This window comes from Stenotrophomonas maltophilia (assembly GCF_025642255.1).
GTDB classification, from domain to species: Bacteria; Pseudomonadota; Gammaproteobacteria; order Xanthomonadales; family Xanthomonadaceae; genus Stenotrophomonas; species Stenotrophomonas maltophilia_P.
This window is the reverse complement of sequence record NZ_CP106759.1, coordinates 1,818,804-1,845,306: the sequence shown is the minus strand read 5'-3', so window position 1 is coordinate 1,845,306 and position 26,503 is coordinate 1,818,804. Positions and strand designations below refer to the sequence as shown.

The 26,503-nt window shown below is 65.8% G+C and carries 18 protein-coding genes; 3 read left to right on the top strand and 15 right to left on the bottom strand.

Annotated features, from left to right (window positions below; genetic code table 11):
- Positions 1 to 43: 43 nt before the first annotated feature.
- Positions 44 to 2,950 (bottom strand): DUF2135 domain-containing protein, encoded by a 2,907-nt coding sequence (locus N8888_RS08565; RefSeq protein WP_263178109.1) that lies wholly within the window; start codon positions 2,948 to 2,950, stop codon positions 44 to 46.
- Between the two features lie 254 nt (positions 2,951 to 3,204).
- Between N8888_RS08565 and N8888_RS08560 the strand changes: the two genes are divergently transcribed.
- A complete protein-coding gene (locus tag N8888_RS08560) occupies positions 3,205 to 4,047 on the top strand; it encodes a hypothetical protein (RefSeq protein ID WP_263178107.1) in 843 nt (280 codons plus the stop codon).
- 98 nt (positions 4,048 to 4,145) lie between these two features.
- Here N8888_RS08560 and N8888_RS08555 read toward each other — a convergent pair whose 3' ends face one another.
- The 11 genes from N8888_RS08555 to N8888_RS08505 all read right to left on the bottom strand — a co-directional run bounded on the left by N8888_RS08555 (position 4,146) and on the right by N8888_RS08505 (position 22,286).
- A complete protein-coding gene (locus tag N8888_RS08555) occupies positions 4,146 to 4,733 on the bottom strand; it encodes an SUKH-4 family immunity protein (protein WP_263178106.1) in 588 nt (195 codons plus the stop codon).
- Between the two features lie 12 nt (positions 4,734 to 4,745).
- A complete protein-coding gene (locus tag N8888_RS08550) occupies positions 4,746 to 9,203 on the bottom strand; it encodes an RHS repeat-associated core domain-containing protein (RefSeq protein ID WP_263178104.1) in 4,458 nt (1,485 codons plus the stop codon).
- Between the two features lie 19 nt (positions 9,204 to 9,222).
- The gene (locus N8888_RS08545) at positions 9,223 to 9,351 is read right to left on the bottom strand and encodes a hypothetical protein (protein ID WP_006441023.1); all 129 of its coding nucleotides are present in this window, start codon (positions 9,349 to 9,351) and stop codon (positions 9,223 to 9,225) included.
- Entirely contained in the window at positions 9,348 to 10,964 is a 1,617-nt protein-coding gene (locus N8888_RS08540; RefSeq protein WP_263178101.1) for a hypothetical protein, read from the bottom strand. Before N8888_RS08540 ends, N8888_RS08545 begins: the two co-directional genes overlap by 4 nt.
- 19 nt (positions 10,965 to 10,983) lie before the next feature.
- A complete protein-coding gene (locus N8888_RS08535) occupies positions 10,984 to 13,227 on the bottom strand; it encodes a type VI secretion system Vgr family protein (protein WP_263178100.1) in 2,244 nt (747 codons plus the stop codon).
- A gap of 200 nt (positions 13,228 to 13,427) precedes the next feature.
- Complete coding sequence (recJ, locus tag N8888_RS08530) at positions 13,428 to 15,185, bottom strand: single-stranded-DNA-specific exonuclease RecJ (protein WP_164152632.1); 1,758 nt, start codon at positions 15,183 to 15,185, stop codon at positions 13,428 to 13,430.
- Between the two features lie 175 nt (positions 15,186 to 15,360).
- A complete protein-coding gene (locus N8888_RS08525) occupies positions 15,361 to 16,278 on the bottom strand; it encodes a phosphoglycerate mutase (RefSeq protein WP_263178096.1) in 918 nt (305 codons plus the stop codon).
- 4 nt (positions 16,279 to 16,282) lie between these two features.
- Complete coding sequence (greA, locus tag N8888_RS08520) at positions 16,283 to 16,747, bottom strand: transcription elongation factor GreA (protein WP_026347191.1); 465 nt, start codon at positions 16,745 to 16,747, stop codon at positions 16,283 to 16,285.
- Positions 16,748 to 16,755: 8 nt separating this feature from the next.
- Positions 16,756 to 19,998: a carbamoyl-phosphate synthase large subunit gene (carB, locus tag N8888_RS08515; RefSeq protein WP_065182678.1), complete on the bottom strand. Its 3,243-nt coding sequence runs from the start codon at positions 19,996 to 19,998 to the stop codon at positions 16,756 to 16,758.
- Positions 19,999 to 20,148: 150 nt separating this feature from the next.
- Positions 20,149 to 21,276, bottom strand: a complete 1,128-nt coding sequence (gene carA / locus N8888_RS08510) for a glutamine-hydrolyzing carbamoyl-phosphate synthase small subunit (RefSeq protein WP_053519346.1) — start codon at positions 21,274 to 21,276, stop codon at positions 20,149 to 20,151.
- A 326-nt stretch (positions 21,277 to 21,602) separates the two neighbouring features.
- The gene (locus N8888_RS08505; RefSeq protein ID WP_065182679.1) at positions 21,603 to 22,286 is read right to left on the bottom strand and encodes a 4-hydroxy-tetrahydrodipicolinate reductase; all 684 of its coding nucleotides are present in this window, start codon (positions 22,284 to 22,286) and stop codon (positions 21,603 to 21,605) included.
- 137 nt (positions 22,287 to 22,423) lie between these two features.
- On the opposite strand from N8888_RS08505, the gene N8888_RS08500 reads away from it, so the two are divergent.
- Positions 22,424 to 23,185, top strand: coding sequence for a 3-oxoacyl-ACP reductase (locus N8888_RS08500; RefSeq protein ID WP_263178093.1), 762 nt, complete (start codon positions 22,424 to 22,426; stop codon positions 23,183 to 23,185).
- Between the two features lie 42 nt (positions 23,186 to 23,227).
- Here the strand turns inward: N8888_RS08500 and N8888_RS08495 are convergent, their stop codons facing one another.
- Genes N8888_RS08495 through N8888_RS08485 form a run of 3 tightly spaced genes read right to left on the bottom strand, consistent with a single transcriptional unit; the run spans position 23,228 to position 25,595 of the window.
- Positions 23,228 to 23,482 (bottom strand): DUF6587 family protein, encoded by a 255-nt coding sequence (locus N8888_RS08495; RefSeq protein WP_065175605.1) that lies wholly within the window; start codon positions 23,480 to 23,482, stop codon positions 23,228 to 23,230.
- Positions 23,482 to 25,344 (bottom strand): ferrous iron transport protein B, encoded by a 1,863-nt coding sequence (feoB, locus tag N8888_RS08490; protein WP_065175604.1) that lies wholly within the window; start codon positions 25,342 to 25,344, stop codon positions 23,482 to 23,484. Before feoB ends, N8888_RS08495 begins: the two co-directional genes overlap by 1 nt.
- Positions 25,341 to 25,595 carry a FeoA family protein gene (locus N8888_RS08485; protein WP_053519514.1) on the bottom strand — a complete coding sequence of 85 codons (255 nt, stop codon included), beginning with the start codon at positions 25,593 to 25,595 and terminating at the stop codon, positions 25,341 to 25,343. Before N8888_RS08485 ends, feoB begins: the two co-directional genes overlap by 4 nt.
- Before the next feature lie 119 nt (positions 25,596 to 25,714).
- Here N8888_RS08485 and N8888_RS08480 point away from each other — a divergent pair, with 119 nt between their 5' ends.
- A complete protein-coding gene (locus tag N8888_RS08480) occupies positions 25,715 to 26,503 on the top strand; it encodes an enoyl-CoA hydratase/isomerase family protein (protein ID WP_053519513.1) in 789 nt (262 codons plus the stop codon).

Genomic DNA, 26,503 nt, shown 5'->3' with positions numbered 1-26,503 from the left:
CATGCCCAGCTCCGACTCAAGCCTGCCCGAACTGAGCTCGGCGCTATCTGACCTCGAACTCGCCCACCAGCACCGTTTCGGCACGATCCTTCAACCGCATCGTCACCCTCTGGTCCTTCTGCTTCGGCGTGCCCCAATGGGTGGTCAGGTGCAGCATCAGGGTCGTGGCACCGGTCACCAGCTGCTGGCGACTGCCGAAATAATTGGCCTCCACCTTGTACCTGCCCGGCTTGGCATCACGCAGTGAGAACTGCTCGGGTCCATAGCCTCCGGTGAAGTCCTGTGACATCTGTCCTCCCTGGTAGGTCAGACGATTGCCGTAGTACGCGCGCTCGCCGTTCGGGTCGGTCACCCACAGGTCCATGTCGCTGTTGTCCGCATCCCACGACAGCACTACCCGCAGGTCCAGCGGCATCGGCTGCAGCAGGCGCGGGTCGATGGCCGAGGTATCAAGCCCTGGCGTGCTGCGTGCAACCAGTTGGGTCAGCTCGTCCAGCGCGATCAGTGCAATGCCGTTGAACCGGCTGTCCCAGGGCCGCGTCACCACCTGGTACAGCGGCGCCAGCGCCTGCTGTGGCCGGCCCGCCGCCGCCAGGGCCAGGCCGAGATCACGGAAGCTCTGCGGCTCCTCCTCGCCCATCGCCAACACCTGCTCGAACACCGGCACCGCCAGCATCGGTGCGTCGGCCTGCATCAGGCGGTAGCCGAGCACGCGCAGCAGATGACGGTTGTCCAGGTCCATCTCGGCCAGGTTGGACAGCACGCGCAGGGCCAGGTCCCGCTGCCCCTGCTCCAGCAACAGATCGGCCACGTCGAGAAAGAACGCACTGCTGTCGGCATGCGCGGCGCGCTCGGCCAGGTAGCGGTCGTACAGCTGCGAGGACGGCCCCTGGCGCAGGCGCCGGGCAATGTCCGAATCTGGCTGCCATCCGGCCATTTGGATGCCGAGCGCACCGCTGTTCGCTGCCGCCCCTGCCGCTGCGGCAGCGCCGCTCCCTGTGCTCGCATCGCGTGCGGCTTCCTGTGCAGGTGCCGAGCGACGGGCGCGTGCACGCGACACCTGGACGTCGCGTTCCGCGGCCGCAAGCATCGGTGCGGGCGCGGGAGGTGCGGCCGCCAGCATCGCTACCGGCGCGGCGGCCGAAGCAGAGACGGCAACCCTGTCCAACGCCTTTCCCTGCAACTGCGGCGGTGTGTCTTTCGGCCAGCTGCGGCGCCACCACTCCCGGCGCTCCTGCCACTGTGCGGCGATGTCGTCCAGGCGACGGCGCTCGGCGGCGCTGCGGTCAGCGACCACGCGTGCAAAGCGGGCGTCGTACTCGGTCCGCAGCGCGCCGGCAGGCCGGATCGCGTAGCGCAGGTAATCGTCCAGCGTCTCCAGCACGATCAACGAGGTATCCGGACCGACCAGGCCGAACTGCTGCGACAGGCGCTGCATCGCCTCACGGTTGCAGCGACGGTCGGCGGCCAGCTGCTGCAGCCGCGCCTGCGCCCACAGGCCGGCCAGCAGTTCTCCATTGCCGCTCGTCTGTGTCGCGGGCAGCGCCAGCCATTGGCCGCCGACGCGGACCCGCATCGGCACGCCGTCCGCCGCCAGCCGCGAGTGCAGCCACAGCCAGCCCTGCGCTTCACTGCGACGATCGATCACCACGTCCTGTACACCGCGGCCCGCATCGACCTGCACGTCCAGCGGCGAAGACAGCAGTTCGCGTGCAGCGGCATCGACATCCGTTCCCAGGGCGACGAAGCGACCGCCATGTGATTCGCTCCAACCGCGCAGCCGAACGACATCGGTATGTGCGCCCGCACTGCTGACCGCGAACAGGCGCTGGTCGGCGGCGAGCGTCGGCAACACCTGCGGGCCGTAGGTCAATAGACCGTCGCTGACCAGCAGGTACTCCTTCACGGCTGCCTGCGGCTGCCACTGCGCCAGCGCGCTGGCGCCATCCGGGCGGACGGCCTGCAACGCCTGCCGCAATGCCGACCAGTCACCGCCGCGGATACGGAAGCGACGCATCGGCTCGGCCCGGTCACGCAGGACCGTCAGCGCGACCGTGCCGTTTCCCAACGCAGCGAAGTAACGGTCCAGCAGTGCAAACTCCCGCGACCGGTCGCGCCGACCTGATGAGCCGGAGCCATCCCACAGCAGGCCGATATCGGTCGGCAGCGTACGCGGCGTGTTATCGACCGGCACCGGCAGCTGTGCCAGCAGATAGTGACCGTCCTGCCACGGTGCGACCTGTACCCGTGCCTGACGTGATGCCGGGAGCGTCCACTGCAGCTGCGCCGGCAACAGGGCGCCTCGGCCCTGCCAATGCAGTTGCCCCTCAGCGAAGCGGAACGGCCCTGCGCCCGTGGTCGCCGCCTCCGGCGCCTGCAGCGTCAGCTCGACCGAAGCCGCGCCGGCGGCGAACTGCAACGGCAAGGTCCATTGCCAGCCGTCGGCGGCAAACGCCAGCGGTTCGCGCAGCACCAGCTGCACACGGCGGCTGCCACCGGCGGGCAACGGGTAGACGCGCAGGCGGAACTGATTGCCGGCGGTCTGCTCCAGCAGGCCCGGATCGACGCCGCGACGCGCGATGTCCTCGAACACCTGACGCCCCCGGTCCTTGGGCACGGGCACCGCCTCGCGCAACTGGCCATCGATATCCAGGGCGAAGCCGGTGATCTGCTGGCCGTCAGCCAGCGGGAACTGCAGCTCGCCCTCCATGACCCGGCGGTTGGGGTTATGGAACTCCAACGTGACGCGGGTCTGGGCGATACCCGCCTGGACCTCCCCTTCGATGGAGGCCCGACGCAGCACGATGGGCTGCTCGGCGCCCGCGACCTGCAGCAACGGGACCGCACGAACCGGGCGGACGGCCGGACGGCCGTGGGTCTGGGCGGCCGTGGTGAAGGCACAGAGCAGCAGCGCCAGCAGGCACAGCACACGACGAAGGACGGGCGACATGGTACGTCTCCAGAGCGAGGACGAACTGTTCAACGCATGGCAGGCCGGATCGGGGTTGATCGGGTGATCGTCCGCGATGGCTGCTGCGTGTGCATACCGGATGCAGGCTTGCCATGACCCACGCCAGGCTCCGCAGAAGATGCCCTCTCAAAGAAGCAGGCCGGAGCAGGAAGAGACGTCAATGTGGCTGTTCGTTACTCCAAGTGACTGGGAGATCTTGCTGCAGGACGTCACCCAGTAGTAATGAAAAGAACATGAACAGAAAAGTTGTCCTGATGCATGGCAGACACGAAGCAGCATTCCCGACTCCCGGTGCTGAGCGGGTGTTCTTCAATGCCCCCTTCAACACAGAGAGGCTCGCCCGAATCGAGCAGGTTCATCTCTGGTCACCTCCCGGCGACAAGCTCCAAGCGCTTCCAGAGATCCTCAGGGAAATGCGAGGTCTCAAGACGCTCAGCATAGGGCCGGGATCAATCGCACCGTCGATCATGGATGCACTCGAGGAAGGACTTGTGCCTGAGAGCATCGAGGCATTGAGCATCCATCTTGGAACGGGGACGTTGGCCTGGCCGGGCGTTGTGCTACCCAATCTCAGGACGCTGTATGTCGACGTGCCGGTGCGCTTCGACACATCAAGCTTCCCCGCGTTGAAAGTACTTTCGCTCTATCCAGACAAGTCACTGAGGAATCTCAGGCAGGCCCTGGCCCTGCCTCTGGAGGAACTGAACATTCTGGATGTCCCGGTGGATGGTGAGATCTTCAACATCCTGTCTGCATCGGCTGGTGGCCTCCAACGCCTGGGACTGTTGGGTGGCATGAAGCTGAAAAGCCTCGGTGGCATCGAGACACTTGCCGCGTTGACGTCGGTATGGCTGAAGAATCTGAGCTCGCTGACAGACATCCGTGCACTGGTCGGTCTTGAGCAGCTTCAGAAGCTGGATATCCAGTACTGCAAGAAGATTGCCAACGTCGAGGTCATCAATGATCTTCCCGCGCTTCGTGACTTGACGCTCGTGGGTTGCGGAAAGGTGGGTCTGGAGAAAATACAGGCAACGATCGAGTCGCTTCAGAAGCACACCATTGGCGCGACGACCTAGCCACATTCCATGCCCGATGTCGGTCTGCTGGGCCAAGCGGATCCGTGCCGTCCCGATTGTGCCGCGACAACCAGATGCCGCCTCACGGGGCCGACACCTCAAATAAGGCCATCCTGGATCTGCTCCAGAACGATTGACCACCATGACCCTTCCGTCAGTGCAGCGGCATCAAGGCTCCTCCACTCCGACACCATGGCCTTGATCGCCTCACCGCGATCGAATCGCGGCTTTGCAGAGCGCTTGGGAATCTCACCCCGCTTGAATGCCTCCAGCCGGGCCTGCATCTCCGCCTGGGAGTAGACCACGGGACCGGAATCGCCCGCCTTTGCCTGAGCCTGGAATGCCTCATACGCTTCGAGAAAGCCGAGGAAGCTCGACAGGCGTCCATTCACGATCTGACGTCCACCATCACCCACGGCAAGCACCTCGCCACTCACCGACAGGCACAGCAGCAGATCCTCACCCCATGGCTCTCGCGCGATAGCCAGAAGTCTGGTGCCATCGATCTCGACCACGCGGGGCACTTCGAACTGAACAATAGGCACATCGCCGGGCAGCCTTGAAGGAAGCCGCAGCCGCAACATCAGCTCACTCGTCGACGGCTCCAGTCCGAAATCCCGAAGGACCTGGGCACTCACCTCCAACGAACCCGAGCCATAAACGCGGGAGAATGCAGTTTCAGTCACGCATGAACCTCATCAGCCACAACCATTGAATAGCTTCCTGACCGCCGCCTTCAGCGCCTTGACACCTGATCGTCTGGATGCCCGCGTCACACCGTAATCAAAGCTGTGCGTGACCGCTGCACCGGGGAAAACACTGGACAGCATTCTTCCGCAGTACTGCATTCCTCTGACCGGCGGACAGGGAGCGAGTTCAGTATAGACACGTTTGACATTTTCAGGAGGAATGTTCATCTGGGTCAACTTGGCCGCGATCCTCCTCTCAGAGTGTAGACCACCCCCACTGGCATCCACGATGTAACTTGGATTCCCCGCACCATCGACATACTCGAAAACCGCGATGTTCCGCCCTCCCTTGATGCCGTTCTCCAAGCGATGCATCTGAGCCATCTGGCTGAGGTCGGTACTGCCGTAGTCCACCTGGGTGGAGTGTAGCCCAAGCGGGTCAGCCCAGCCGAACGGGTTCAGCGCGTACGCATACAAGTTCTCTCCCGCGGCAAGCCGCATCGGATCCTGCGACACGAACTCATCGATTGCAGGGTCGAAGTACCGATGCCGGTTGTAACACAGGCCCGTCTCCTCATCGACGTACTGCCCCTGGTAGCCAAGATTGACAGCAATCTGCCGGACGGAAGGCCGATCACTCAACGACGCGCCTGCAGCTCTCTCCCACAGCACAGTTCCGTCAGCATCCAGCAGCCTGACCGGTCGGCCGTTGAGATCGTTGAAGAAGTAATAGACCTTTGCTGCTGCGACTTCCGCATCCGGAGCGCTTACGGGTGCGCCGACATCGCGGGGAGGTCCGGCACGTGCTGCACCAAGCTGCGAACCCGCACTGCCAAGGATCATTGCGGTTGAAGCATCCTTTGGCTTTGCTCCGCCCAGAATTGCCCCTCCCAACATACCGAGCGCACCATGGTCCTCGACTTGAACCGGCGCAGCACTTTGCAGCAGTTCCAGCCGCGGACGCCGAGCAGCCTGCCCTTCACCTTCGAGGCCCCTTGATCCATCTGCCGCATCAGGCTCTGTCTTGGGATCAACCATAGCGAACGGGATAAACCCGTCGGGGTAATGAACGTACTCCCTCGCCCTGCCAGATAGCGCGGCTAGACGACGCTGGCGCCGTCTCGATTCCACCAGGCTTGTTCGACTCCCGGGCTCCGCCACAATCCGCCCGACATCAGCCCTCACCTCCTCGACCTCACTCAGCAATACATTCGCGTCCCAGAAGAACCAGACCGTTCTCTTCCCGTTCGACTTGAATGCACGGCGCCCCAAAGAGTCATAGCCATAGACCCATCGGGAGCCATCGACCGTCGCCGCTACCAGACGCTGATGGCCATCCCAGGTCAGCTCGAGGTGCCGACCGCCGTCGAGGCTACGCTTGCAGACCAATGCGCCGTTTCGATCGAAAACGTAACTCACGCCATCGAGCACGCCTTCACGAGTCCACAGCTCATCCTCCTCGGCCCCACCCACACGCTTTGCCGGCGCATGTCTTCGGATGTCCGTCTTCAGTCGTGAGACGGAAGATCCGTCGAGCAGATTGTGCAGTCGGCCCTGGGGATCAATCCGCTGTTTGAGCTTGCCCAAGGCGTTGTAGCGATACTGGTCAGTCCCCTGCACGCTGTCCATGCGTCGGATCAGATTTCCGGCGCGATCATATTCGTAGGCAACATCGAACAGCGGCGCATCCCCGCATCTGACCGCTTGCGAGCTCACGTTCGAGGACGGGTCGTACTGCAGATATCGGCTGAACCGCCCGATCTTCTCTTCGACCACACGCCCGGATTCATCCCGGGCAACACTCAGACAACGTTCTCCATTGATGGCAAGCGTTACAAGCTCATCGTCAAGATCGTAAGCATATTCAATCGTGTTTCCGGTCGATGTGCTCCTGCGCACGCGGTTGCCTGACCTGTCGAAACTGCTGAGCACGCGGAAGCCGTCCTGGGACTCTTCCACCAGATTTCCCACAGCGTCGAACACGCGCTTGACGACCCGACTTGCATTGCCGCACTCGATTAGATTTCCGCAGGCGTCGTAGGTGAAGTAATCCTCTTCGATATATCCAGCGCACACCACGGAGCGCCGCGACACACGGCCGAGCTTGTCGGATGTGTATCGAACAACCCTGCCTTCAGAATCGACGCACTCTTCGAGCCGCCCCGCACCGTCGTATCGATAGCTCCGGGCCTGCCCCCAGTAATCGATTTCCTTGACAATCCGGCCGAGAGCATCTCTCACGATCTCGTAGCGCTGCCCATCGGAATTGATGAGCCCAACCAGACACTCTTCGGTATCGTAGAAATACTCGACCCGCGACCCATCCGGCGACCGCCTCCGCGAAACCTGCCCCAGGCCTGCGTACTCCAGGAGAGTGCGGTTTCCCAGCGCATCGACATAAACCGAGATCCGATCTTCTGCATCGAACGAATAGGCGACACTCCGACCATCTGGCTCGATGCACTCCGTCAATCGACCTTTCACGTCATATCGGAACTGGGTCTGATTCCCTCCAGCATCCACCTGCCGCATGAGCAGGCCCCTGCCATCGTGCTCGAACTTGACTTCCCGACCCGTGGCAGAGATGACGCTCGCGACGGCACCATGCCTGTCATAGGTAAGCCTCGTCGCACCTCCTCTTGCGCTTGTCTGCTGCAGTAGTTGCCCCGCGGCGTCATAGGCGAATTCAGTCACTGCGCCCAGAGGATCCGTCTGCGCGACGATATCTCCGAATTCATTGTAGCTCTGGGTCCATGTTCCAGAATCTGGAACATGCACTGCAGTCAGAAGATCCAGGTCGCCGTACTCGTGAAGTATGCGGCTGCCGTCAGCCCGTAGCAGCTCGACAACATTGCCATGCGCATCATAGGCAAATGCCGTTCGCAGTCCTTCCGGATCGGTCACCGCCACGGTCCGCCCGAAATCGTCGTACTCGAACAGCGTCACGCCATCGAGCGGGTCGATCTCGCATAGCGGCAGTTGGTTCTCGTCAAATTTGACCACGCTCAGGTGGCCCAGCGAGTCGGTTACCCGGGTCTCGCGCAGCAGCGCGTCGTACTCGAAGTGATAATCGTAGAGACCACCATCGCCCCACGAATGCACCACCCTGCCCTGCGCATCGAACGCATAGTGGAACGACAGGCCCACGCGGTCGGTATGCCGCACCATGCGGTGACGTTCATAGGCAAACGTGCGTGGCGCCCCCAGTGCGTCGACTGCCGCCAGCAGGTCACCTTCGGCACTGTACCGGTAGCTCACCAGCGGATGGGCCAGGCCGGTGGCGGGGTCGTGCAGGGCCATGCGCTCAATGTGGCCGTGGCGCGCCTCCACTTCGATGAAGCGGCCCTGCAGGTCACCGATACCGCTCTCGACGATGCGCACCAGATGGCCGTCGCGACGCTCGAAGCGCCAGTGGTTGCCATGCGCATCCTCGATGCGCTCGATCGGCCAGGACTGCGGGCCCGGCAACGCGCTGACACCTGCAGGCAGCTCGCCACCGAACACGTACTGCAGGCCGTTCTTGAAGCGCACCCGCCACTGCCCGCGCCGCCTCAGCAGGCGCGCGCCATCGACGAAATCGAGAATCGCCCCAGCCTCTCCCTCAGCGGGCGGCAGCTCGGGGAAGAACGCGACCTGGTCGGGGCCGGACAGCCAGACGCTGCCATCGGCCAGCAGCTCCAGGCGGATGTCTGCCGGCGTCTGCCAGCCCGCGCCGCACAGACCCGGCGCGTCCGCGTGGCGCGAGCCGTAGCTGCGTTGCCAAGTGAGCGGCAAGCGGCCCGGTACATCGAAATCCTGGTGGTTGACCACCACGCTGCCATCACGGATATCCACCGGCTCGGCGCGAAGCACCTTGCACTTCAGGAAACCCGAGGGCAGGTTTCCCCACTTGCCCCGCCGCCAATTGGCAAAGGCATCCATCTTCTTGCGGAAGAACGCACTCTTGCGCAGCTTGCCCAGGCCTGCGAACGCCGCGCGGAATGCGAGCGCCGTCCATGACACCGTCGGTGGTCCTCCCACCTTGACGCTGGTGGGAATGGCCACGTTCAGGCCGGTCGGCAGTGACATCGCCCGAAGTGGCTTCTTCGGCTTCTTCACCCGGAACGGGTTGATCATGCCGGCCAGATTGCAGTCCAGCACCGGCATCGCCAGCCGCGAGAACGGCTCGCCATCGGCCGACACGGTACGACTGCCCATGAAGATCTCTTCGCCGTCGAACTGAGGGCCCATCGGTGCCGCCAACGGCGGCCCCCACACACCGAGCGGGATGTGGATATCCAGGCCGCCGGTACCGGCGGTGCCGCGATGCACGCCGTTGACCTTGATGGTCGAACCGATGAACGGGATGTAGTCGAACGGATCCAGCACCAGGCCGATGTGCGGCGTCGGCAGCGGGCACGGCGGCACCGCATACATGTGGATGTCGATACCCAACTGCGGATCGAAATGCTTGGCGGCGATGCTCACGGCAACACTCCCTGTTGCTTTACAAGGCGCGGAACAACGCGCGCAGGAACGCCTTTACTTCGTCACGGTACTCGGCGCTGATCCAGGTCACGACGATGATGCCAAGCACGATGGCCACCAGCATCACCACGGTCTTGTTCGACTTCATGCAACAGCCACTCCTGTAACGGCGGGCCCGGCAGGCGCGGCCACGGGCGGCTGCAGCAGGCCACTGGGATCGGGCAGCGGCTGCATCGCCGGGGGCTCGCTCCACACCGGAATCTCGTGGTCGAGCGGGTGTTCGATCGCCGGCAGGCCGTTCCAGCCCGGGTCGAGGAAATCACGGCCAACGGCCACGATCTTGCGGAAGAATTCGTCACCGCCCTGGATCAGCCGCTCGCGTTCCTGCTGCGCACGATGAAAGCCGCGCTCCAGCGCGGCATCGAGCTCGGCGTCGATGGCATCCAGCGCCGGACGCGGAGGACGCGGGCCGAGTGCGCGCCCCTGCGCGTCCGCCTTCTCCAGCAGGCCGGTGCTGGCCTGCAGGTAGTCAGTGGCGACCTGCCGCAGTTGTTCGCAGCGTCGTGCGTCCTGAAGCTGCAGCAGATCCCACAGTGCCTGGGGCAGCGTCGTCGCCTTGCGGTCGGCCGGCGCCAGCGGCTTGGCGATGCGGATCGCCTCCAGCAGCTGCGTGCGCGCAGCCTCTCGCTGGCCCGCCTGCACATGACACCAGCCCGCCATGCGCTGGCCCTCCAGTGCGAACATGGGGTGCGGAATGCTGGCTGCGGACGCGGATGCCTGCAGGTAGGTGTGTGCCGCACGCTCGGGTTGCTTGGCCGCCAACCAGCAGCCCGCTTCACCGAACCAGCTCTGCATCACCAGTTCCGGCGCGGCAGGATTGCCGCCGGCACGTGCACCTTCGGCGGCGCTGCGTGCCTGCCGGTAGCTGTTGATCGCCTGGCTGTGATCGCCATGTTTCAGCCAGGCACCAGCCACCATCATCTGCACCACCGACTGCTGGTCCTGCCAGCCATGCCGCTGCGCCAGGCCCTGCGCGCGTCCGGCGCGGGCCACCACCTGCGACGGACTGCCTCGCTCCAGCAGCAGCATCAGGTCCGCCAGCAGCTGCCGGTACAGCACTTCCGGACCGCGACCACCGGATTGCGCGGCGGTATCCCGGGCAATCGCAAACATGTCGACCGGTGCGGTGACCACCCGTGCGGTCCTGGCATGACGCTCCAGCAGCGGCTGCCAGCGCGGGTCCTCTTCGGTATCCACCAGCACCAGTCGCAGGCGCTCTCCCGGCGCAGCGGCCAGCGCCGCATCCAGCCAGCGCTCGAAGCCTTCACCGGGCACGCAACGCTCCGGTTCCAGCACGGCAGCCAGCAGGCGCAGATGCTCGCCGTGATGGTCGATGAAACTCTCCAGCACATCGACCACACCCTGCGCGCTGTCCGGATGCGCCTCGCTCGGGCCACGCCAGCCCAATGGCACCTGCTGCGCGCGCAGATCGTCCTGGCTGGCCAGATAACGGTCGAGCAGATCCTGCTTGACCTGCCGGCTGTAACGGAAGCCCAGCTCATAGGCGGTATCGATGCGCAGGAAGCAGTCCGGCGTATCACGCCCTGCGTCGTTGCGCTGCATCTCGAAGAACGCGGCCAGCAGGCGGCTGGCGGCAGCCGGCAGACGCCATACCAACAGGCGCCTGCTGCTGTCGGCGCTGGCCTCCAGCCAGGCATCGCGCAATGCGTTCAGGCCGCGCAGCATGGGGGTGTCCTGCATGGTGTATCTCCCGTGCTGTTCAGCAGTTGAGCTTGATCTCGCTGCCGTTGACTGACACACCGCCTGCGTCGATGACCACTTCCGAGCCACCGGCGGTGATCTTGATGGCGCTGTCGGTGATCTCGATGACCGAGCCACCCACCTTGGTGGACAGATTGACCGCCGACTCCAGGCTCATCGCGCCATCCGAGCCCTGGCTGTGCGTACCGGTCACGTCCTGGCTGAAATTGCCGGTGACGTCGATCACCCGCTCGCCGACATTGCTGTCGTCGACCTTGCCCTGCACGCTGCGCTTGTCATGACCGGTAATGGTCACCTCCCGCGCGGCATTCAGCGTCTCCGTCACCAGTCCGCCAACCGTGCGACTGGAGGTCGAGGTGACGGTCTCGGTCCACGTGCCGGTGCGCTGGCTGGTGAAGTTGCCGGTCAGGGTGGTCTTGAAGTCGCCGGTGATGGTTTCGGTATAGCCGGCCGCAGAGATCGTCTTGGTTTCCCCTGCTTCGTACTTCTCGGTCACCGCGCCGGTCACATTGGTGGTGCGGGTGCCGGTAACGCCGAGCGTGTCGGTGCCGGTGACCGTGATGCCACGGTTGCCGCCGACGCTGATGTCCTGGTTGGCGCCGACGTCCATTCGATGGTTGACCGACACCGATGTGGACTTGTTGTTCTTGACGCTGGCGTTCTGGTCGTTGAGCACGGTGGTGACCATGTCACGCTGCGCCCGCATGTTCAGCAGCTCGCCACCGGCGCCATCATGCATGGTGATCTCATTCCAGCCCGCGCCCTTGACCGTCTTCGACTTGAGGCCGCTCACCTCCATGCCGAACGGCGGCATGTTGTCCTCGTTGTAGACACGACCGGTGATGATGGGGCGGTCCGGGTCGCCATCGAGGAAATCGACGATCACCTCCTGGCCCACGCGCGGCGGCGACACGCCACCCATGTCGGCGCCTGCCCACGGACTCGCACTGCGGATCCAGCACGAGGCATTCTCGCGGCGATCGAGCTGGCGGTCCCAATGGAACTGCACTTTCACCCGGCCATAGCGGTCGGCATGCAGTTCCTCCCCCGGCGGACCGACCACGGTGGCGGTCTGCGGTCCCGGCATGCGCGGCCACGGCGTCCGCCGCAGCGGCCTGTAGGGGATACGACGGCGCAGCACCTCGGCCTGCACTTCAACACTCGGGGCTTCAGCGCTGCCGAAATCGGCAGCGAAATTGTTGTGGCCTTCCCGCTGCACACTCACCACGAAGAAGCTGCGGTCGGTATCGTCACGTCCGATGAAATCCGGGTGCCGCTCCAGTTCGAAGCAGGCGCCGGCATCGAGTTCACCGGCATTGCCCGCGCACTCGAACAGCTTGGTCGGCCACGCCACTTCCTCGTTGCGCACCGCCGCCAGCGCCTGGCCAATGCGGCTGTTGGTGAAACGCGCCGCACCGTCGTAGCGGTACTGCTCGAGCGGCGGCAGCAGGCCCAGCGGCACCTGATTGCCCTGGTTGCCATCCAGCGTCTGGCCCGGCTGCTTGAAGTCGAAACTGCGCAGGGTCTGCACGCTGGGCCCGACGCGTCGGCGTGCACCCCAGCGGTGCAGACCGGTGCTGGCCAACGTGCCCTGGTCGGACACGAACGCGATGGGCTGCGGTTCGCCGTGCGCGGTGCTCAGCGTTGAATCGTCGCTGATCACCATCGTATGGCCCTCTTCGTCATGGACGAAGCTGTAGTACAGGCCGGCATCTTCCAGCAGGCGACTGACTAAGGCGAAATCGGACTCGTTGTACTGCACGCAGTACGGCAGCGGCGGCAGCTTGCCGGCATTGAGGTCGTAGCGGAACTTCGCCAGCTGTGCGTAGCCCTGGAACACCTCCTCGATGATCTGCAGCACGTTGCGGTCCTGGAAGATCCGGCAGTTGCAGGTGTAATCGAGGAAGGCGAACCAGGGCGCGAGCTCGGCCCGGTAGGCACTGAACTGGGCCTGTTGGCCGGTACTGGCGAACTCGCGAACGTAGCCGTGCACGCTGCGGTTGCCGAATTCATCGCCCAGCTGCAGGCGCAGCGGCTGCCCGACCAGCTGTTTCAGCTCCAGCCGCGGCTGGACCGACAGCAGTTCGATACGGTAGGCGAACGGGCTGGACACCGCCTCGCTGCCCTCGAAACGCTTGACCAGGAAAGTGCCCGGATCCAGTGCGGTTTCGACGCGGATCAGGCGTCGGTCCTGGTGCAGGCGCTGCAGTGCGGCGCCGGGAAGCAGTGAATCGGCGTACATCGGGCGTTCCGTCGTCCCATGTTGGTCGTGGCCCGACTTTGCCACCGGCAGGTGACATGCGCCAGCTTTTTGACGCTTTTGCCTCTGGATAAAGAGATGAATTCATTAAGGAAATTCAAGGAACTGCGAATTTCCTCACATTTCCTTCCCCGCGACCCTGTCGCCAACGCTGGCCCCGGCGGCAGTGCGCGAACGCTGCCTCACGCCGGCAGGCAGTGCTCGACAATCAGCTGGATGGCGCTACCACCGCGATAGTCGTCGCAGGCCAGCCGGTAGGCCAGATGCACATGGCGGCTCGGCGCATTGCCGTGCCAGCCGCCAAAATGGATCGCGTTGATCGTGCCGGGCACGCCCGGCAGGCGCAGTTCCAGCTTGAGGTGGCGTTCCTTCAGCACGCGCCAGTTGGCCACTTCGAAATGGCCATCGAACAGCGGCTCCGGGAAGCCCTGCCCCCAAGGACCGGCCAGGCGCAGCGCATCGGCATGGCGATGGTCGAGCTCGTCCGCTGCCAGTTCGCCGTCGCTGAGCACCTGCTGTTGAAGTGCCGCTGGGTCGAGCATCTCCAGCACGACGGCAACGAAGGCCGCCTTGAAGGCGTCGACATGATCGAGCCGCAGGCTGAGGCCGGCCGCCATGGCGTGACCGCCGAAGCGTTCGATCAGGCCGGGATGCCGTGAATCGACCAATGCCAGCGCGTCACGGATATGCAGGCCCGGAATCGAACGCGCGGAGCCACGCAGGGTGTCGGCACCGGGCTCGGCCGGCGCGAAGGCGATCACCGGCCGGTGCAGGCGATCCTTCATCTTCGAGGCCACCAGACCGACCACGCCCGGATGCCACTCGGCATCGAACAGGCAGGCCGCCACCGGCCGCTGCCCGGCCATGTCCAGCACAACTCGGGTCAGCGCCTGCTCGGCATCGTCGGTCATCGACTGCTGCACGGCGCGGCGTTCCGCATTGATCTGCTCCAGCGTCTGCGCGATCTCCCGCGCCTGCCGCGGGTCCTCGGTCAGCAGCAGCGCGATGCCCAGCGCCATGTCTTCCAGCCGACCGGCGGCATTCAGGCGTGGGCCCAGGGCGAAGCCGATGTCGGTCGCGGTCAGCCGCGCCGCGTCGCGCCCACTGGCTTCGATCAGCGCCTTCAGGCCGACACAGCCCTGCCCCGAACGCAATCTGCGCAGGCCCGCACTGACCAGTGCGCGGTTGTTCGGATCCAGCGCCACCAGGTCGGCCACGGTGCCGACCGCCACCAGGTCCAGCAGCGTGGTCAGGTCCGGGCCCTTGCCATCGGCGAACACGCCGGCCTCGCGCATCCGCCGGCGCAGCGCCATCAGCACGTAGAAGATCACGCCGACACCGGCCAGCGACTTGCTGGGAAATGCGTCGCCATCCAGGTTCGGATCGACGATCACGTCGGCCGCAGGCAGCTGCGGGCCCGGCAGATGATGGTCGGTGACCAGCACCTGCCAGCCACGCGCCTTGGCGGCCGCGACGCCGGCATGGCATGCAATGCCATGGTCGACGGTGACCAGCAGGTCCGGCTTCAGCGCGGCCAGTTCCTCCACCAGCGAGGGCGACAGTCCATAGCCGTGCACCATCCGGTTGGGCACCGCGTGGAAGACATGCTGTGCGCCGAGCATGCGCAGGCCGCGCACGCCGACCGCACAGGCGGTAGCGCCATCACAGTCGAAATCGCCGACCACCAGGATGCGCTTGTCATTGGCGATGGCCTCGACCAGCAGGTCGACCGCAGCGTCGATGCCGGTCAGCAGTTCGGGGGCATGCAGATTGCCCAGCTTCGGCAGCGCCAGTTCCGGCGTCCCCGCGCCACGGCTGGCATAGAGACGTGCAAGCAGTGGCAGCGTTCCCTCCGGCCATGCAGCCGGCGTCGCTGCCTCACGGCGTCGGATTGTCGGCGTATCGGAAGACGGCAGCGCTGGATCGGCGGCAAGGGACATCGGCATCGCCGGTTACGAAAGACAGAGGGATGATACCGCGCGTGGGAGAGGCTGGCGGGATTGCGCCCGGCACCTGCGGTAGTGCCGGCCGCTGGCGGCAACCCCGGCAAACATCGGGGTCAGAGCCGTTCTCCGATGGAAAACGGATCCGACCCCCGCTCGACCGAGTCCCCGGTCAGTCGTGCAGCTGGCGCGGCTTCTTCCAGAACTGCCAGCGCTGTCCGCGATCCAGCTGGAACTGCAGGCCGTCCTCGAAATCGAGCACCAGCCGCTGCAGTTCGCCACGCTTCAACGCGGCCAGCAGCGGGCGGATCGCCTCGTTGCCCAACTGCTGCAGCGAACGCAGCTGGCGCAGGTCAACCAGCGCATCGACAGCCTGCTCACCATCCACCGCCACGCCAGCGGCCTGCGCCAGGCTCTGCAGCAGCGCATCGCGGCTGCGCACCTGCGCATGCACCGTGCTGACCGACACCGGCATCACGCCACCGCCCCAGAACCACAGCGAATTGATCGGCTGCTGGCCCTGCGCGGCACGCTGCTGGTTCCAGGAGTGGTTGTGCAGCAGCACCTGCGCCTCGGTCATCAGCGCCCGCCAGCGGCGGCCGCCCTCGCCTTCCGGCAGGTGCGAGAACAGGTCATCGCCGAGCACCTCGTCGGGACCGTCGAACGCCGGCAGTGCGGTATCGATCGGCAGCCGCAGATACCAGCGCGACGGATCAGGCGCGTCGAGCACGAAGCCGGCCTCGGCGAACAACGGCTGCAGCACCGGCAGCAGGGCGAGGCTGTCTGCCAGGGTTGGTCGCAGGGTTTCGCCGTAGGCCATCATCCGCGCGCCATGCATGTCCGGCACCATGCAGGCCGGATCGGCGCGCAGCCAGCTGGCACCGGCCGCATCGCCCACGTCACGCTGGCGGGTCAGCGCGGCCACCGGCCAGTGCGGCGCGGCGACCTTGAAATGGCGCATCAGCTGCGCCCGTTCACCCGGCTCGACCTGCACCGTAGTGGCACGGCCGAGCGCACGTGCCACATCGTCCGGCAGCGCAGCCGCGGCAAAGCGGCTGCGTGCGGGCAACAGCAGGGTCGCCGTCGCCACGTGCTCAGTCCACGTAGCTGACGCTGACGATCTCGTACTCGCGCTGCCCAGCCGGGGCGTCGATCACGATCGAATCGCCTTCCAGCTTGCCGATCATCGCGCGCGCCACCGGCGAGGAAATCGCGATCAACCCCAGCTTGATATCCGCTTCGAGGTCACCCACGATCTGGTACTTCTTCTCTTCGTCGGTTTCCACGTCGGCCAGGGTCACGCTGGCGCCGAACACCACCTTGGAGCCGGCATTGAGCTTGCTCACGTCGATGATCTCGGCGTGCGACAGCTCGCCTTCCAGCTGCTTGATGCGGCCTTCGATGAAGCCCTGTTCCTCGCGCGCGGCGTGGTACTCGGCATTCTCCTTCAGGTCGCCATGCTCACGCGCTTCGGCGATCGCGGCGATCACCTTCGGCCGCTTGACCGACTTCAGGTGATCCAGTTCGTCGCGCAGCTTCTGCGCGCCCTTCATCGTGATGGGGGCTCTCATGCATTCAACTCCTTGTGCAGCTCCTGCAGCGACCAGACGGGGCCGGTGCCGCGGAATTCCAGTGAATCCACCAGCGCCTTGGCGCCGGCAATGGTGGTCGAGTAGGTGACGCGGTGCTGCAGCGCCTCGCGACGGATCGAGAACGAGTCGTTGATCGCCGAGCGACCTTCGGTCGTGTTGACGATGTAGACGATCTCGCCGTTCTTGATCGAATCGACGATGTGCGGACGACCCTCGACCACCTTGTTGATGATCTCGCACTGCATGCCATGCTGCTGCAGCCAGGCGGCGGTGCCACGGGTGGCCACCAGGCTGTAGCCGCGCGCCAGCAGCGCCTTGGCGACCGGCAACACGCGCTTCTTGTCCGGGTCGCGCACCGACACGAAGGCCTTGCCGATCGGCGGGGCCTTGATGCCGCCGGCTTCCTGCGCGCGTGCGAAGGCGGCGTTGAAGCTGCGACCGACGCCCATCACCTCGCCGGTGGACCGCATTTCCGGCCCGAGGATCGGGTCGACGCCCTGGAACTTGGCGAACGGGAAGATCGCTTCCTTCACCGAGTAGTAGTCCGGCACGATCTCTTCGGTCGCGCCCTGCTCGGCCAGGGTCTTGCCGGCCATGCAGCGTGCGGCGATCTTGGCCAGCGGCATGCCGGTGGCCTTGGACACGAACGGCACCGTGCGCGAGGCACGCGGGTTCACTTCAAGCAGGTAGACGGTGTCGTCGCCCTCGTCGCTGGTCTGGATCGCGAACTGGGTGTTCATCAGGCCAACCACGTTCAGCGCCTTGGCCAGCTCCACCACCTGGCGACGCAGCTCGGCCTGGGTCTCGGCCGACAGCGAGTACGGTGGCAGCGAGCACGAGGAGTCGCCCGAGTGCACGCCGGCTTCTTCGATGTGCTCCATCACGCCACCGATCAGCACGTTGCCATCCTTGTCGGCGATGATGTCGACATCGCACTCGACAGCGTTGTCGAGGAAGCGGTCCAGCAGCACCGGCGAATCGTTGGACACCTTCACCGCATCACGCACGTAGCGGGCCAGATCGGCTTCGCCGTACACGATCTCCATCGCACGGCCACCGAGCACGTAGCTCGGACGCACCACCAGCGGGTAGCCGATCTCGCGGGCCAGCAGCAGGGCTTCCTGGTCGTTGCGGGCGATACGGTTCGGCGGCTGCTTCAGGCCCAGCTTGTCCACCAGCTGCTGGAAACGCTCGCGGTCCTCGGCCAGGTCGATGGAGTCCGGGCTGGTGCCGATCACCGGCACGCCATTGGCTTCCAGCGCGCGCGCCAGCTTCAGCGGCGTCTGCCCGCCGTACTGCACGATCACGCCCTTCGGCTGTTCCAGCTCGACGATCTCCAGCACGTCTTCCAGCGTCAGCGGCTCGAAGTACAGGCGGTCGGAGGTGTCGTAGTCGGTCGAAACGGTTTCCGGGTTGCAGTTGACCATGATGGTTTCATAGCCATCCTCGCGCAGCGCCAGCGCCGCATGCACGCAGCAGTAGTCGAACTCGATGCCCTGGCCGATGCGGTTCGGACCGCCGCCCAGGATCATGATCTTGTCGCGGTTGCTCGGCGCGGCCTCGCACTCGTCCTCGTAGGTCGAGTACAGGTAGGCGGTGCCGGTGGCGAACTCGGCAGCACAGGAGTCCACGCGCTTGTAGACCGGGCGCACCTTGTGGGCACGACGCAGTGCGCGGATGGCCGCTTCGTTGGTGCCGGTCAGCTGGGCCAGGCGGGCGTCGGAGAAACCGGCACGCTTGAGCTTGCGCAGACGCGCAGCGTCGAGCGCGTCGATGCCGTCGGCAGCGACTTCACCTTCGGCAGCGATGATTTCCTCGATCTGGTCCAGGAACCAGTGGTCGATGAACGACAGCGCATGGATCTCTTCCACGCTCATGCCGGCGCGGAACGCGTCGGCCACGTAGAACAGGCGCTCCGGACCCGGTGCCTTCAGCTCGCGGCGCAGGGTCTGCAGGTCTTCCTCGTTGGCCAGGTCCAGGCCGGTCGGGTCGAAGCCGACCTTGCCGGTTTCCAGGCCGCGCAGCGCCTTCTGTACCGATTCCTGGAAGGTGCGGCCCATCGCCATGACTTCGCCCACCGACTTCATCTGGGTGGTCAGGCGTGCATCGGCGGCCGGGAACTTCTCGAAGGCGAAGCGCGGGATCTTGGTGACCACGTAGTCGATGGACGGCTCGAACGACGCCGGGGTCAGGCCACCGGTGATCTCGTTCTTCAGTTCGTCCAGGGTGTAGCCCACGGCCAGCTTGGCGGCCACCTTCGCGATCGGGAAGCCGGTGGCCTTGGAGGCCAGCGCCGAGGAGCGCGACACGCGCGGATTCATCTCGATGACGACCACACGGCCGGTCTTCGGGTTGATGCCGAACTGCACGTTGGAGCCGCCGGTATCGACGCCGATCTTGCGCAGCACGGCGATGGAGGCATCGCGCAGGCGCTGGTATTCCTTGTCGGTCAGGGTCTGCGCCGGGGCCACGGTGATCGAGTCACCGGTGTGCACGCCCATCGGATCGAGATTCTCGATCGAGCACACGATGATGCAGTTGTCGGCGGTGTCACGCACCACCTCCATCTCGAATTCCTTCCAGCCCAGCACCGACTCTTCCACCAGCACTTCGGTGGTCGGCGACAGTTCCAGGCCGCGGCTGACGATTTCCACCAGCTCTTCGCGGTTGTAGGCGATACCACCGCCACTGCCGCCCAGGGTGAAGCTCGGACGGATGATGGTCGGGTAGCCGACGCGGGTCTGGATCTCCAGCGCTTCGTCCAGCGTGTGAGCGACGGCGGCGGTCGGGCACTCCAGGCCGATCTCGCCCATCGCCACGCGGAACAGCTCGCGGTCTTCGGCCATGCGGATCGCTTCGCGCTTGGCACCGATCAGCTCGACGTTGTACTTCTCCAGCACGCCGTTGTCGGCCAGGTCCAGCGCGCAGTTCAGCGCGGTCTGTCCCCCCATGGTCGGCAGCAGCGCGTCGGGCTTCTCCTTGGCGATGATCTTCTCGACCGTCTGCCAGTTGATCGGCTCGATGTAGACGGCGTCGGCCATCTCCGGGTCGGTCATGATCGTGGCCGGGTTGCTGTTGACCAGCACCACGCGGTAACCCTCGTCGCGCAGGGCCTTGCAAGCCTGGGCACCGGAGTAGTCGAACTCGCAGGCCTGGCCGATGACGATCGGGCCGGCACCGATGATGAGGATGGTCTTTAGGTCAGTGCGCTTGGGCATTTTCTTCTCTAAGTCAGTACAGCGTGACAAGGGGGAGTGATCGCACGCTGTCGATCAGGAATCTCGATTCGCAGCGCCGCGCCGCGAGGCAGCAGCAATGCGGGGGCTTACGGTCCATCGCGGTGCCACCGGTGGCCGGTGGCCTGCGGATCACGCCTTGGCCTGTTCCATCAGGGTTACGAAACGGTCGAACAGCGGACCGACGTCGTGCGGGCCCGGCGACGCTTCCGGATGGCCCTGGAAGGAGAACGCCGGCACATCGGTGCGTGCGATGCCCTGGTTGGTGCCATCGAACAGCGACCGGTGGGTCACGCGCAACGTCGCCGGCAGGGTGGCTTCATCGACCGCGAAACCATGGTTCTGCGAGGTGATCATCACCCGGCCACTGTCCAGGTCCTGCACCGGATGGTTCGCACCATGGTGGCCATGGCCCATCTTGACGGTCTGCGCGCCCGAGGCCAGGCCCAGCAGCTGGTGGCCCAGGCAGATGCCGAAGGTCGGAATCTTCACGTCGATGAAGGTCTTGATCGCGGCGATCGCGTAATCGCACGGCTCCGGGTCACCCGGGCCATTGGACAGGAAGACACCGTCGGGCTTCAGCGCCAGCACTTCAGCCGCCGGGGTCTGCGCCGGCACCACGGTCACTTCGCAGCCGCGTTCGGCCAGCATGCGCAGGATGTTGGTCTTCACGCCGAAATCGTAGGCCACGACCTTGAAGCGGGCCGGCACGCTGACGAAGGCGTTGGCATCCAGGTCCAGCTGGCCCTCGGTCCAGACATAGGTCTTCTCGGTAGTGACGACCTTGGCCAGATCCATGCCCTTCAGGCCCGGGAACTTGCGGGCGGCTTCCAGCGCCTTCTCAACATCGATGTCACCTGCCATCAGCGCACCGTTCTGGGCGCCGTTCTCGCGCAGGATGCGGGTGAGCTTGCGGGTATCGATGCCAGCGATGGCCACCACGCCACGCTGGATCAGCCAGTCCTGCAGCGACACCTGGCTGCGCCAGTTGCTGGGGCGGCGCGGCACATCGCGCACGATCAGTCCGGCCGACCACACCTTGGAGGCTTCGTCGTCCTGGTCGGTCATGCCGGTGTTGCCAATATGCGGATAGGTCAGCGTGACCATCTGCCGGGCGTAGGACGGATCGGTCAGCACTTCCTGGTAACCGGTCATGGCGGTGTTGAACACCACTTCACCGACGGACAGGCCGGGCGCGCCTACGGATTCGCCCTCGAATACGGTGCCGTCTTCGAGGACGAGGATTGCGGCTTGGGTCACGGAAATCTCACTTTGGCTACCGAGGGGGTGCCGAAGTCACGCCTGTGCTTCACGGAAATCCGGTTGCAAAAAAGCGCGGACGTACGGTTCAGGACCGGTCCGGCTTTGGTGATTCGGCGAGTGCGAATTGTAGCGCTGCCGGAGCGCTCGCGCCAGCGGTTGAATCGTTTCATGAACAGGCGACTGCGTATTCATTTCAATACGCCCGCGTGTGCAAAGCGCGATGGCCGGGGTCGGATCCCTTTTCATGCGGGAAAAGGGCTCTGATCCCAATCGCGGCGAGGGGTCAGATCCCTTTCCGTGGGAAAGGGATCTGACCCCGTGAATCAGTCCGCCGGGGTGTCCAGCAGGTCGCGCACCCGGTAGCTCCCGGGCGCCCGCCCCTGCAGCTGGCGTGCGGCGAACAGCGCACCGCGGGCGAAGATGTCGCGGTTGGTCGCCCGGTGGACCAGTTCGATGCGCTCGCCCAGGCCGGTGAACTGCACCAGATGCTCACCCACGATATCGCCGGCCCGCAGGCTGGCGTACTGCGGATCCGCCCCACCCCGCTGCGCGGCTGCGCCCAGGGTCAGTGCCGTTCCCGAGGGCGCATCCTTCTTCTGCGTATGGTGCGATTCCACAATGTCGCAGTCCCAGCCCGACAGGGCCTGCGCAGCGCGCTCGACCAGCTCGTCCAGCACCGCGACACCGAGGCTGAAGTTCGAAGCCCACACCAGCGGAATGCGCGCCGCGGCGGCGTCCAGCGCCTGGCGCTGCGCACTGGAGATGCCGGTGGTACCCGAGACCAGGCCTGCGCCGCGTTCAACGCACAGGGCCAGCATCGCATCGAAGCCTTCCGGCAGGCTGAAGTCGATGGCCACATCGAATGCCGGCGCCCCTGCCAGCTCGCTGGCGGCAAAGAACGGCACTCCGTCGACCACCCGCTGGGCCGGCGCGCGGCCGGTCACCGCCGCCACGATCTGCAGGGTTTCGGGATGATCGGCGGCCAGCCGCAGCAGGGCCTGGCCCATGCGCCCGGAAGCGCCGTGAATGAGCAATCGCAGGGGAGTCTGGTTCATGCCCCGCAGGCTAGCGGCAGCATGCCCGGTCCGGCAAGCATCATCGCTGCTACGCTGCAGGACTCTTCATGCAATGGACCGCATTTCCCATGCAGATCAGCGAACAGCTGGTACTGGTCACCGGCGCTGGCCGCGGCCTTGGCCAGCATATCGCCCGCGCATTCGCCGCGCAGGGTGCCCGGGTCATCATCAACTATCACCGCAGCGAGGCGGCCGCACGTGCATTGGCGGTGGAGCTGGGCGGGCAGGCACTCGCGCTCCGCGCCGACGTCACCGACCGGGGCCAGATCGGGGCACTGCTGCAGCAGGCGCTGGCGCATTTCGGCCAGGGCGTGACCACCGTGGTCAACAACGCATTGGCCGATTTCTCCTTCAATGGTGATGCGCGCGACGGCGCCGCCGACATTGGCTGGCCGGCGTTCCAGGCGCAGTTCGAAGGCAGCGTGCGCGGCGCGCTCAACACCGTGCAGGCCGCCCTGCCCGGCATGCAGGCGCGCGGTTTCGGCCGCATCATCAACATCGGCACCAATCTGTTCCAGAACCCGGTGGTGCCCTATCACGACTACACGGCCGCCAAAGCCGCCCTGCTTTCGCTGACCCGCACCCTGGCCGGCGACCTGGGGCCGCAGGGCATCACCGTCAACATGCTGTCCGGCGGCCTGCTGCGCAGCACCGATGCCAGCGCCGCGACACCGCAGGCGGTGTTCGATTACATCGCCGCCAACACGCCACTGCGCAGCGTGACCACGCCGGCCGAGTTCGCCGACGCCGCGCTGTTCTTCGCCAGCCCCTGGGCGCGCGCGGTCACCGGCCAGAATCTGGTGGTGGACGGTGGGCTGGTGCGGGATTGAGGCTTCGGCGAGCGCAGCAGCCCCCGCTCTCTCCCGCCATCGTCAGTGCTGCTTCGGCGGCGTCGGCCCGCAGCTGTCGCAGCCACCACAGGCACCGCCGCCGCCACTGACAGGGGGCGCGATCCTGCGGCCCAGCGCCTGCAGCCAGCCGGCGCGGCCGGGCTTGAGCAGCGCCAGTGCCAAGGCACCGCGCATTCTGCGCACGGTGCCGGGGAACTGCTTTTTCAGTACGACCCACGCGCTGACCAGCACGGCCAGCGCAACGAGCAGGTACTGGAGCAGCAGTCCTGCGTCCATCAGCCGCCTCCCAGCGCCACGGTCACCTGGTAGGTGATCAGCGCTGCAACGTAGGCCGCTGCGAACAGGTAGAACGCCGCGAAACCCATCTTCTTCCACGAGTTGGTCTCACGCTTGATGGTGGCCAGCGTGGAGATGCACATCGGCGCATAGATGAACCACACCAGCAGCGACAGGCCCGTGGCCAGCGACCAGCCATCGGCCACCACTGGCGTGAGCGCCGAGATCGCCGCATCGTCGTCGGCCGCGGACAGCGCGTACACGGTCGCCAGCGAGGAAACCGCCACTTCACGCGCGGCCAGGCCCGGAATCAGTGCGATGCAGATCTGCCAGTTGAAACCCAGCGGGGCGAAAACCGCGGTCATCGCATGGCCGATGCGGCCGGCGTAGCTGTAATCGATGGCCGGCAGCGTGGCGTCGGCGGGCGCACCGGGGAACGACAGCAGGAACCACAGCAGCACGGTCAACGCCAGGATGATGCCGCCCACGCGCCGCAGGAAGATCATGCCGCGCTCATACAGGCCGACTGCCAGATCACGCGGATGCGGAATACGGTACGAGGGCAGCTCCAGCATCAACGGATGCTCGCTCTTGTCGCGGCGCCACTTCTTCATGACCCACGACATCGCCAGCGCGCTGAGGATGCCGGCCACGTACAGTCCGAACAGCACCAGGCCCTGCTGGTTGAAGATGCCGACCTTGCCATCGGGAATGAAGGCGGCGATCAGCAGGGCATACACCGGCAGGCGGGCCGAACAGGTCATCAGCGGCGCCACCAGGATCGTCGCCAGCCGGTCGCGTGGATCCTGGATGCTGCGGGTGGCCATGATGCCCGGCACCGCGCAGGCGAAGCTGGACAGCAGCGGGATGAACGAACGCCCCGACAGGCCGGCCGCGGCCATCAGCCGATCGAGCAGGAACGCTGCACGTGGCAGGTAGCCGGACTCTTCCAGCGCGAGGATGAACGCGAACAGGATCAGGATCTGCGGCAGGAACACCACCACGCCTCCCAGGCCGGCGATGATGCCGTCGGTCAGCAGGCTGGTCAGCGGCCCCTCCGGCAGCGCGCCACCGACCACCTCGCCCAGCCAGCCGAAGCCGGCCTCGATGCCATCCATCAGCGGTGTCGCCCAGGCGAACACCGCCTGGAAGATCAGGAACATCACCACGACCAGCGTCACCAGTCCGAACACCGGATGCAGCAGCCAGCGGTCAAGCGTGTCGTCGATCTTCGCGGTGCGTGCCGGCATGCGCACGGCCACCGCCAGGATGTCACGTACCCGGGCGTGGTAGTCGATGCCGTCCTCGGCCGGCGGCATCGGCGCATCCAGGTGCGGCACCATGCGGTCCAGGCGCTCGACCAGCGCACGCGCGCCCTGCTTGCGTACCGCCACGGTCTCGACCACCGGCACGCCCAGCTCGCGCTCCAGCGCTGCCACGTCCAGTTGGATGCCACGGCGCTCGGCCGCATCCACCATGTTCAGCGCCACCACCATCGGTTTGCCCAACTCGCGCAGTTCCAGTGCGAAGCGCAGGTGCAGGCGCAGGTTGGTGGCATCGATCACGCACAGCAGCACGTCCGGCGCGGCCTCGCCCGGATAGAAGCCCCGGCACAGGTCGCGGGTGATCGCCTCGTCCAGGCTCGCCGGGTGCAGGCTGTACGCACCCGGCAGGTCAAGCACGGCGAACTCGCGGCCGGAGGGTGCGCGCAGGCGTCCTTCCTTGCGCTCGACGGTCACGCCGGTGTAATTGGCGACCTTCTGCCGGCTGCCGGTCAGCTGGTTGAACAGGGCGGTCTTGCCGCTGTTCGGGTTACCGACCAGCGCGATGCGCAGGGGGGCGGCAGTGGCGGATGCGGTCATGCACGTCTTTCCTGGCTGGCAGCGTCGATCACGACGCGCTTGGCTTCACTGATACGCAGTGCGAAACGGGTGAACCCGACCTGCACCAGCAACGGCTCTCCCCCCAGTGGGCCCTTGGCCACCAGGCGGACCTCCTCGCCCTTGACGAAGCCCAGCTCGCGCAGGCGGCGGGCAATGGCATCGTTGGCATGCAGGTCCTGCACGGAGTCGACCACGGCCGAGGTATGCAGGGGCAGTTCGGACAGCGTCATCTAGCCTGTTCTCTGCTGGATGTAAATGGTTCTCGATTCTAACATTCCCGCGTCGCGTCATGGCCCATGACCAATGGCCCGCTATGATCCATACAGGTATGGAGTGACCCTGGAATCCCATGAACGATGCTTTGCAGATCGAGCGCAGTGGCGCCGTCCTCACCCTCTGGCTGAACCGGCCGGAGCTGCACAACGCCTTCGATGCCGGCCTGATCGCCCGGCTGACCGCCGCGCTGGAGGCGGCCGGGCGGGAAGACGCGGTGCGCGCGGTGGTGGTGGCCGGCCACGGCGCATCCTTCTCGGCCGGTGCCGACCTGCAGTGGATGCGGGGCATGGCCGCCGCCAGCGAGGCTGACAACCGCGAGGATTCTCTGGCCCTGGCGCGCCTGATGCGCACCCTGGACGAACTGCCCAAGCCGACCCTGGCCCGGGTCCACGGTGCCGCCTTCGGCGGGGGTGTCGGCCTGGTCGCCTGCTGCGACATCGCCATCGCCAGCACCAGCGCCCGGTTCGGCCTGACCGAAAGCCGCCTTGGCCTGCTGCCGGCCGTGATCTCACCGTACGTGATCGAGGCGATCGGGCCGCGTCAGGCCCGCCGCTGGTTCGCGACCGGCGAGCACTTCGACGCCGACACCGCGCTGCGCATCGGCCTGGTGCACCAGCTGGTGGAACCGGAGCGGCTGGACGAGGCGGTGCAGCGCCAGCTGGCCCTGCTCGACAAGGCCGGCCCGATCGCCTCAGCGTCGGCCAAGCGCCTGGTCCGGCAGGTCCGTGACAGCCATGACCGCGATGCGCTCGACCGCGACAATGCCGCCCTGATCGCGCGCCTGCGGGTCTCGGCCGAGGGTCAGGAAGGCCTGGGCGCCTTCCTCGACAAGCGCGCCCCCCATTGGGTCACGGAGGCCTGA

What these genes read in the sequence shown, in the direction of transcription:
- N8888_RS08485 (WP_053519514.1), bottom strand. Translation starts at nt 25,595, where the DNA reads ATGACGCTGTCCGAACTGCCCCTGCATACCTCGGCCGTGGTCGACTCC.
- carB (WP_065182678.1), bottom strand. Translation starts at nt 19,998, where the DNA reads ATGCCCAAGCGCACTGACCTAAAGACCATCCTCATCATCGGTGCCGGC.
- N8888_RS08560 (WP_263178107.1), top strand. Translation starts at nt 3,205, where the DNA reads ATGAACAGAAAAGTTGTCCTGATGCATGGCAGACACGAAGCAGCATTC.
- N8888_RS08505 (WP_065182679.1), bottom strand. Translation starts at nt 22,286, where the DNA reads ATGGGCCAGGCCCTGCTGCGGCTGGCCGCCGATCATCCCGAAACCCTG.
- N8888_RS08545 (WP_006441023.1), bottom strand. Translation starts at nt 9,351, where the DNA reads ATGAAGTCGAACAAGACCGTGGTGATGCTGGTGGCCATCGTGCTTGGC.
- recJ (WP_164152632.1), bottom strand. Translation starts at nt 15,185, where the DNA reads ATGTCCCTTGCCGCCGATCCAGCGCTGCCGTCTTCCGATACGCCGACA.
- N8888_RS08540 (WP_263178101.1), bottom strand. Translation starts at nt 10,964, where the DNA reads ATGCAGGACACCCCCATGCTGCGCGGCCTGAACGCATTGCGCGATGCC.
- N8888_RS08565 (WP_263178109.1), bottom strand. Translation starts at nt 2,950, where the DNA reads ATGTCGCCCGTCCTTCGTCGTGTGCTGTGCCTGCTGGCGCTGCTGCTC.
- N8888_RS08480 (WP_053519513.1), top strand. Translation starts at nt 25,715, where the DNA reads ATGAACGATGCTTTGCAGATCGAGCGCAGTGGCGCCGTCCTCACCCTC.
- N8888_RS08495 (WP_065175605.1), bottom strand. Translation starts at nt 23,482, where the DNA reads ATGGACGCAGGACTGCTGCTCCAGTACCTGCTCGTTGCGCTGGCCGTG.
- feoB (WP_065175604.1), bottom strand. Translation starts at nt 25,344, where the DNA reads ATGACCGCATCCGCCACTGCCGCCCCCCTGCGCATCGCGCTGGTCGGT.
- N8888_RS08500 (WP_263178093.1), top strand. Translation starts at nt 22,424, where the DNA reads ATGCAGATCAGCGAACAGCTGGTACTGGTCACCGGCGCTGGCCGCGGC.
- N8888_RS08535 (WP_263178100.1), bottom strand. Translation starts at nt 13,227, where the DNA reads ATGTACGCCGATTCACTGCTTCCCGGCGCCGCACTGCAGCGCCTGCAC.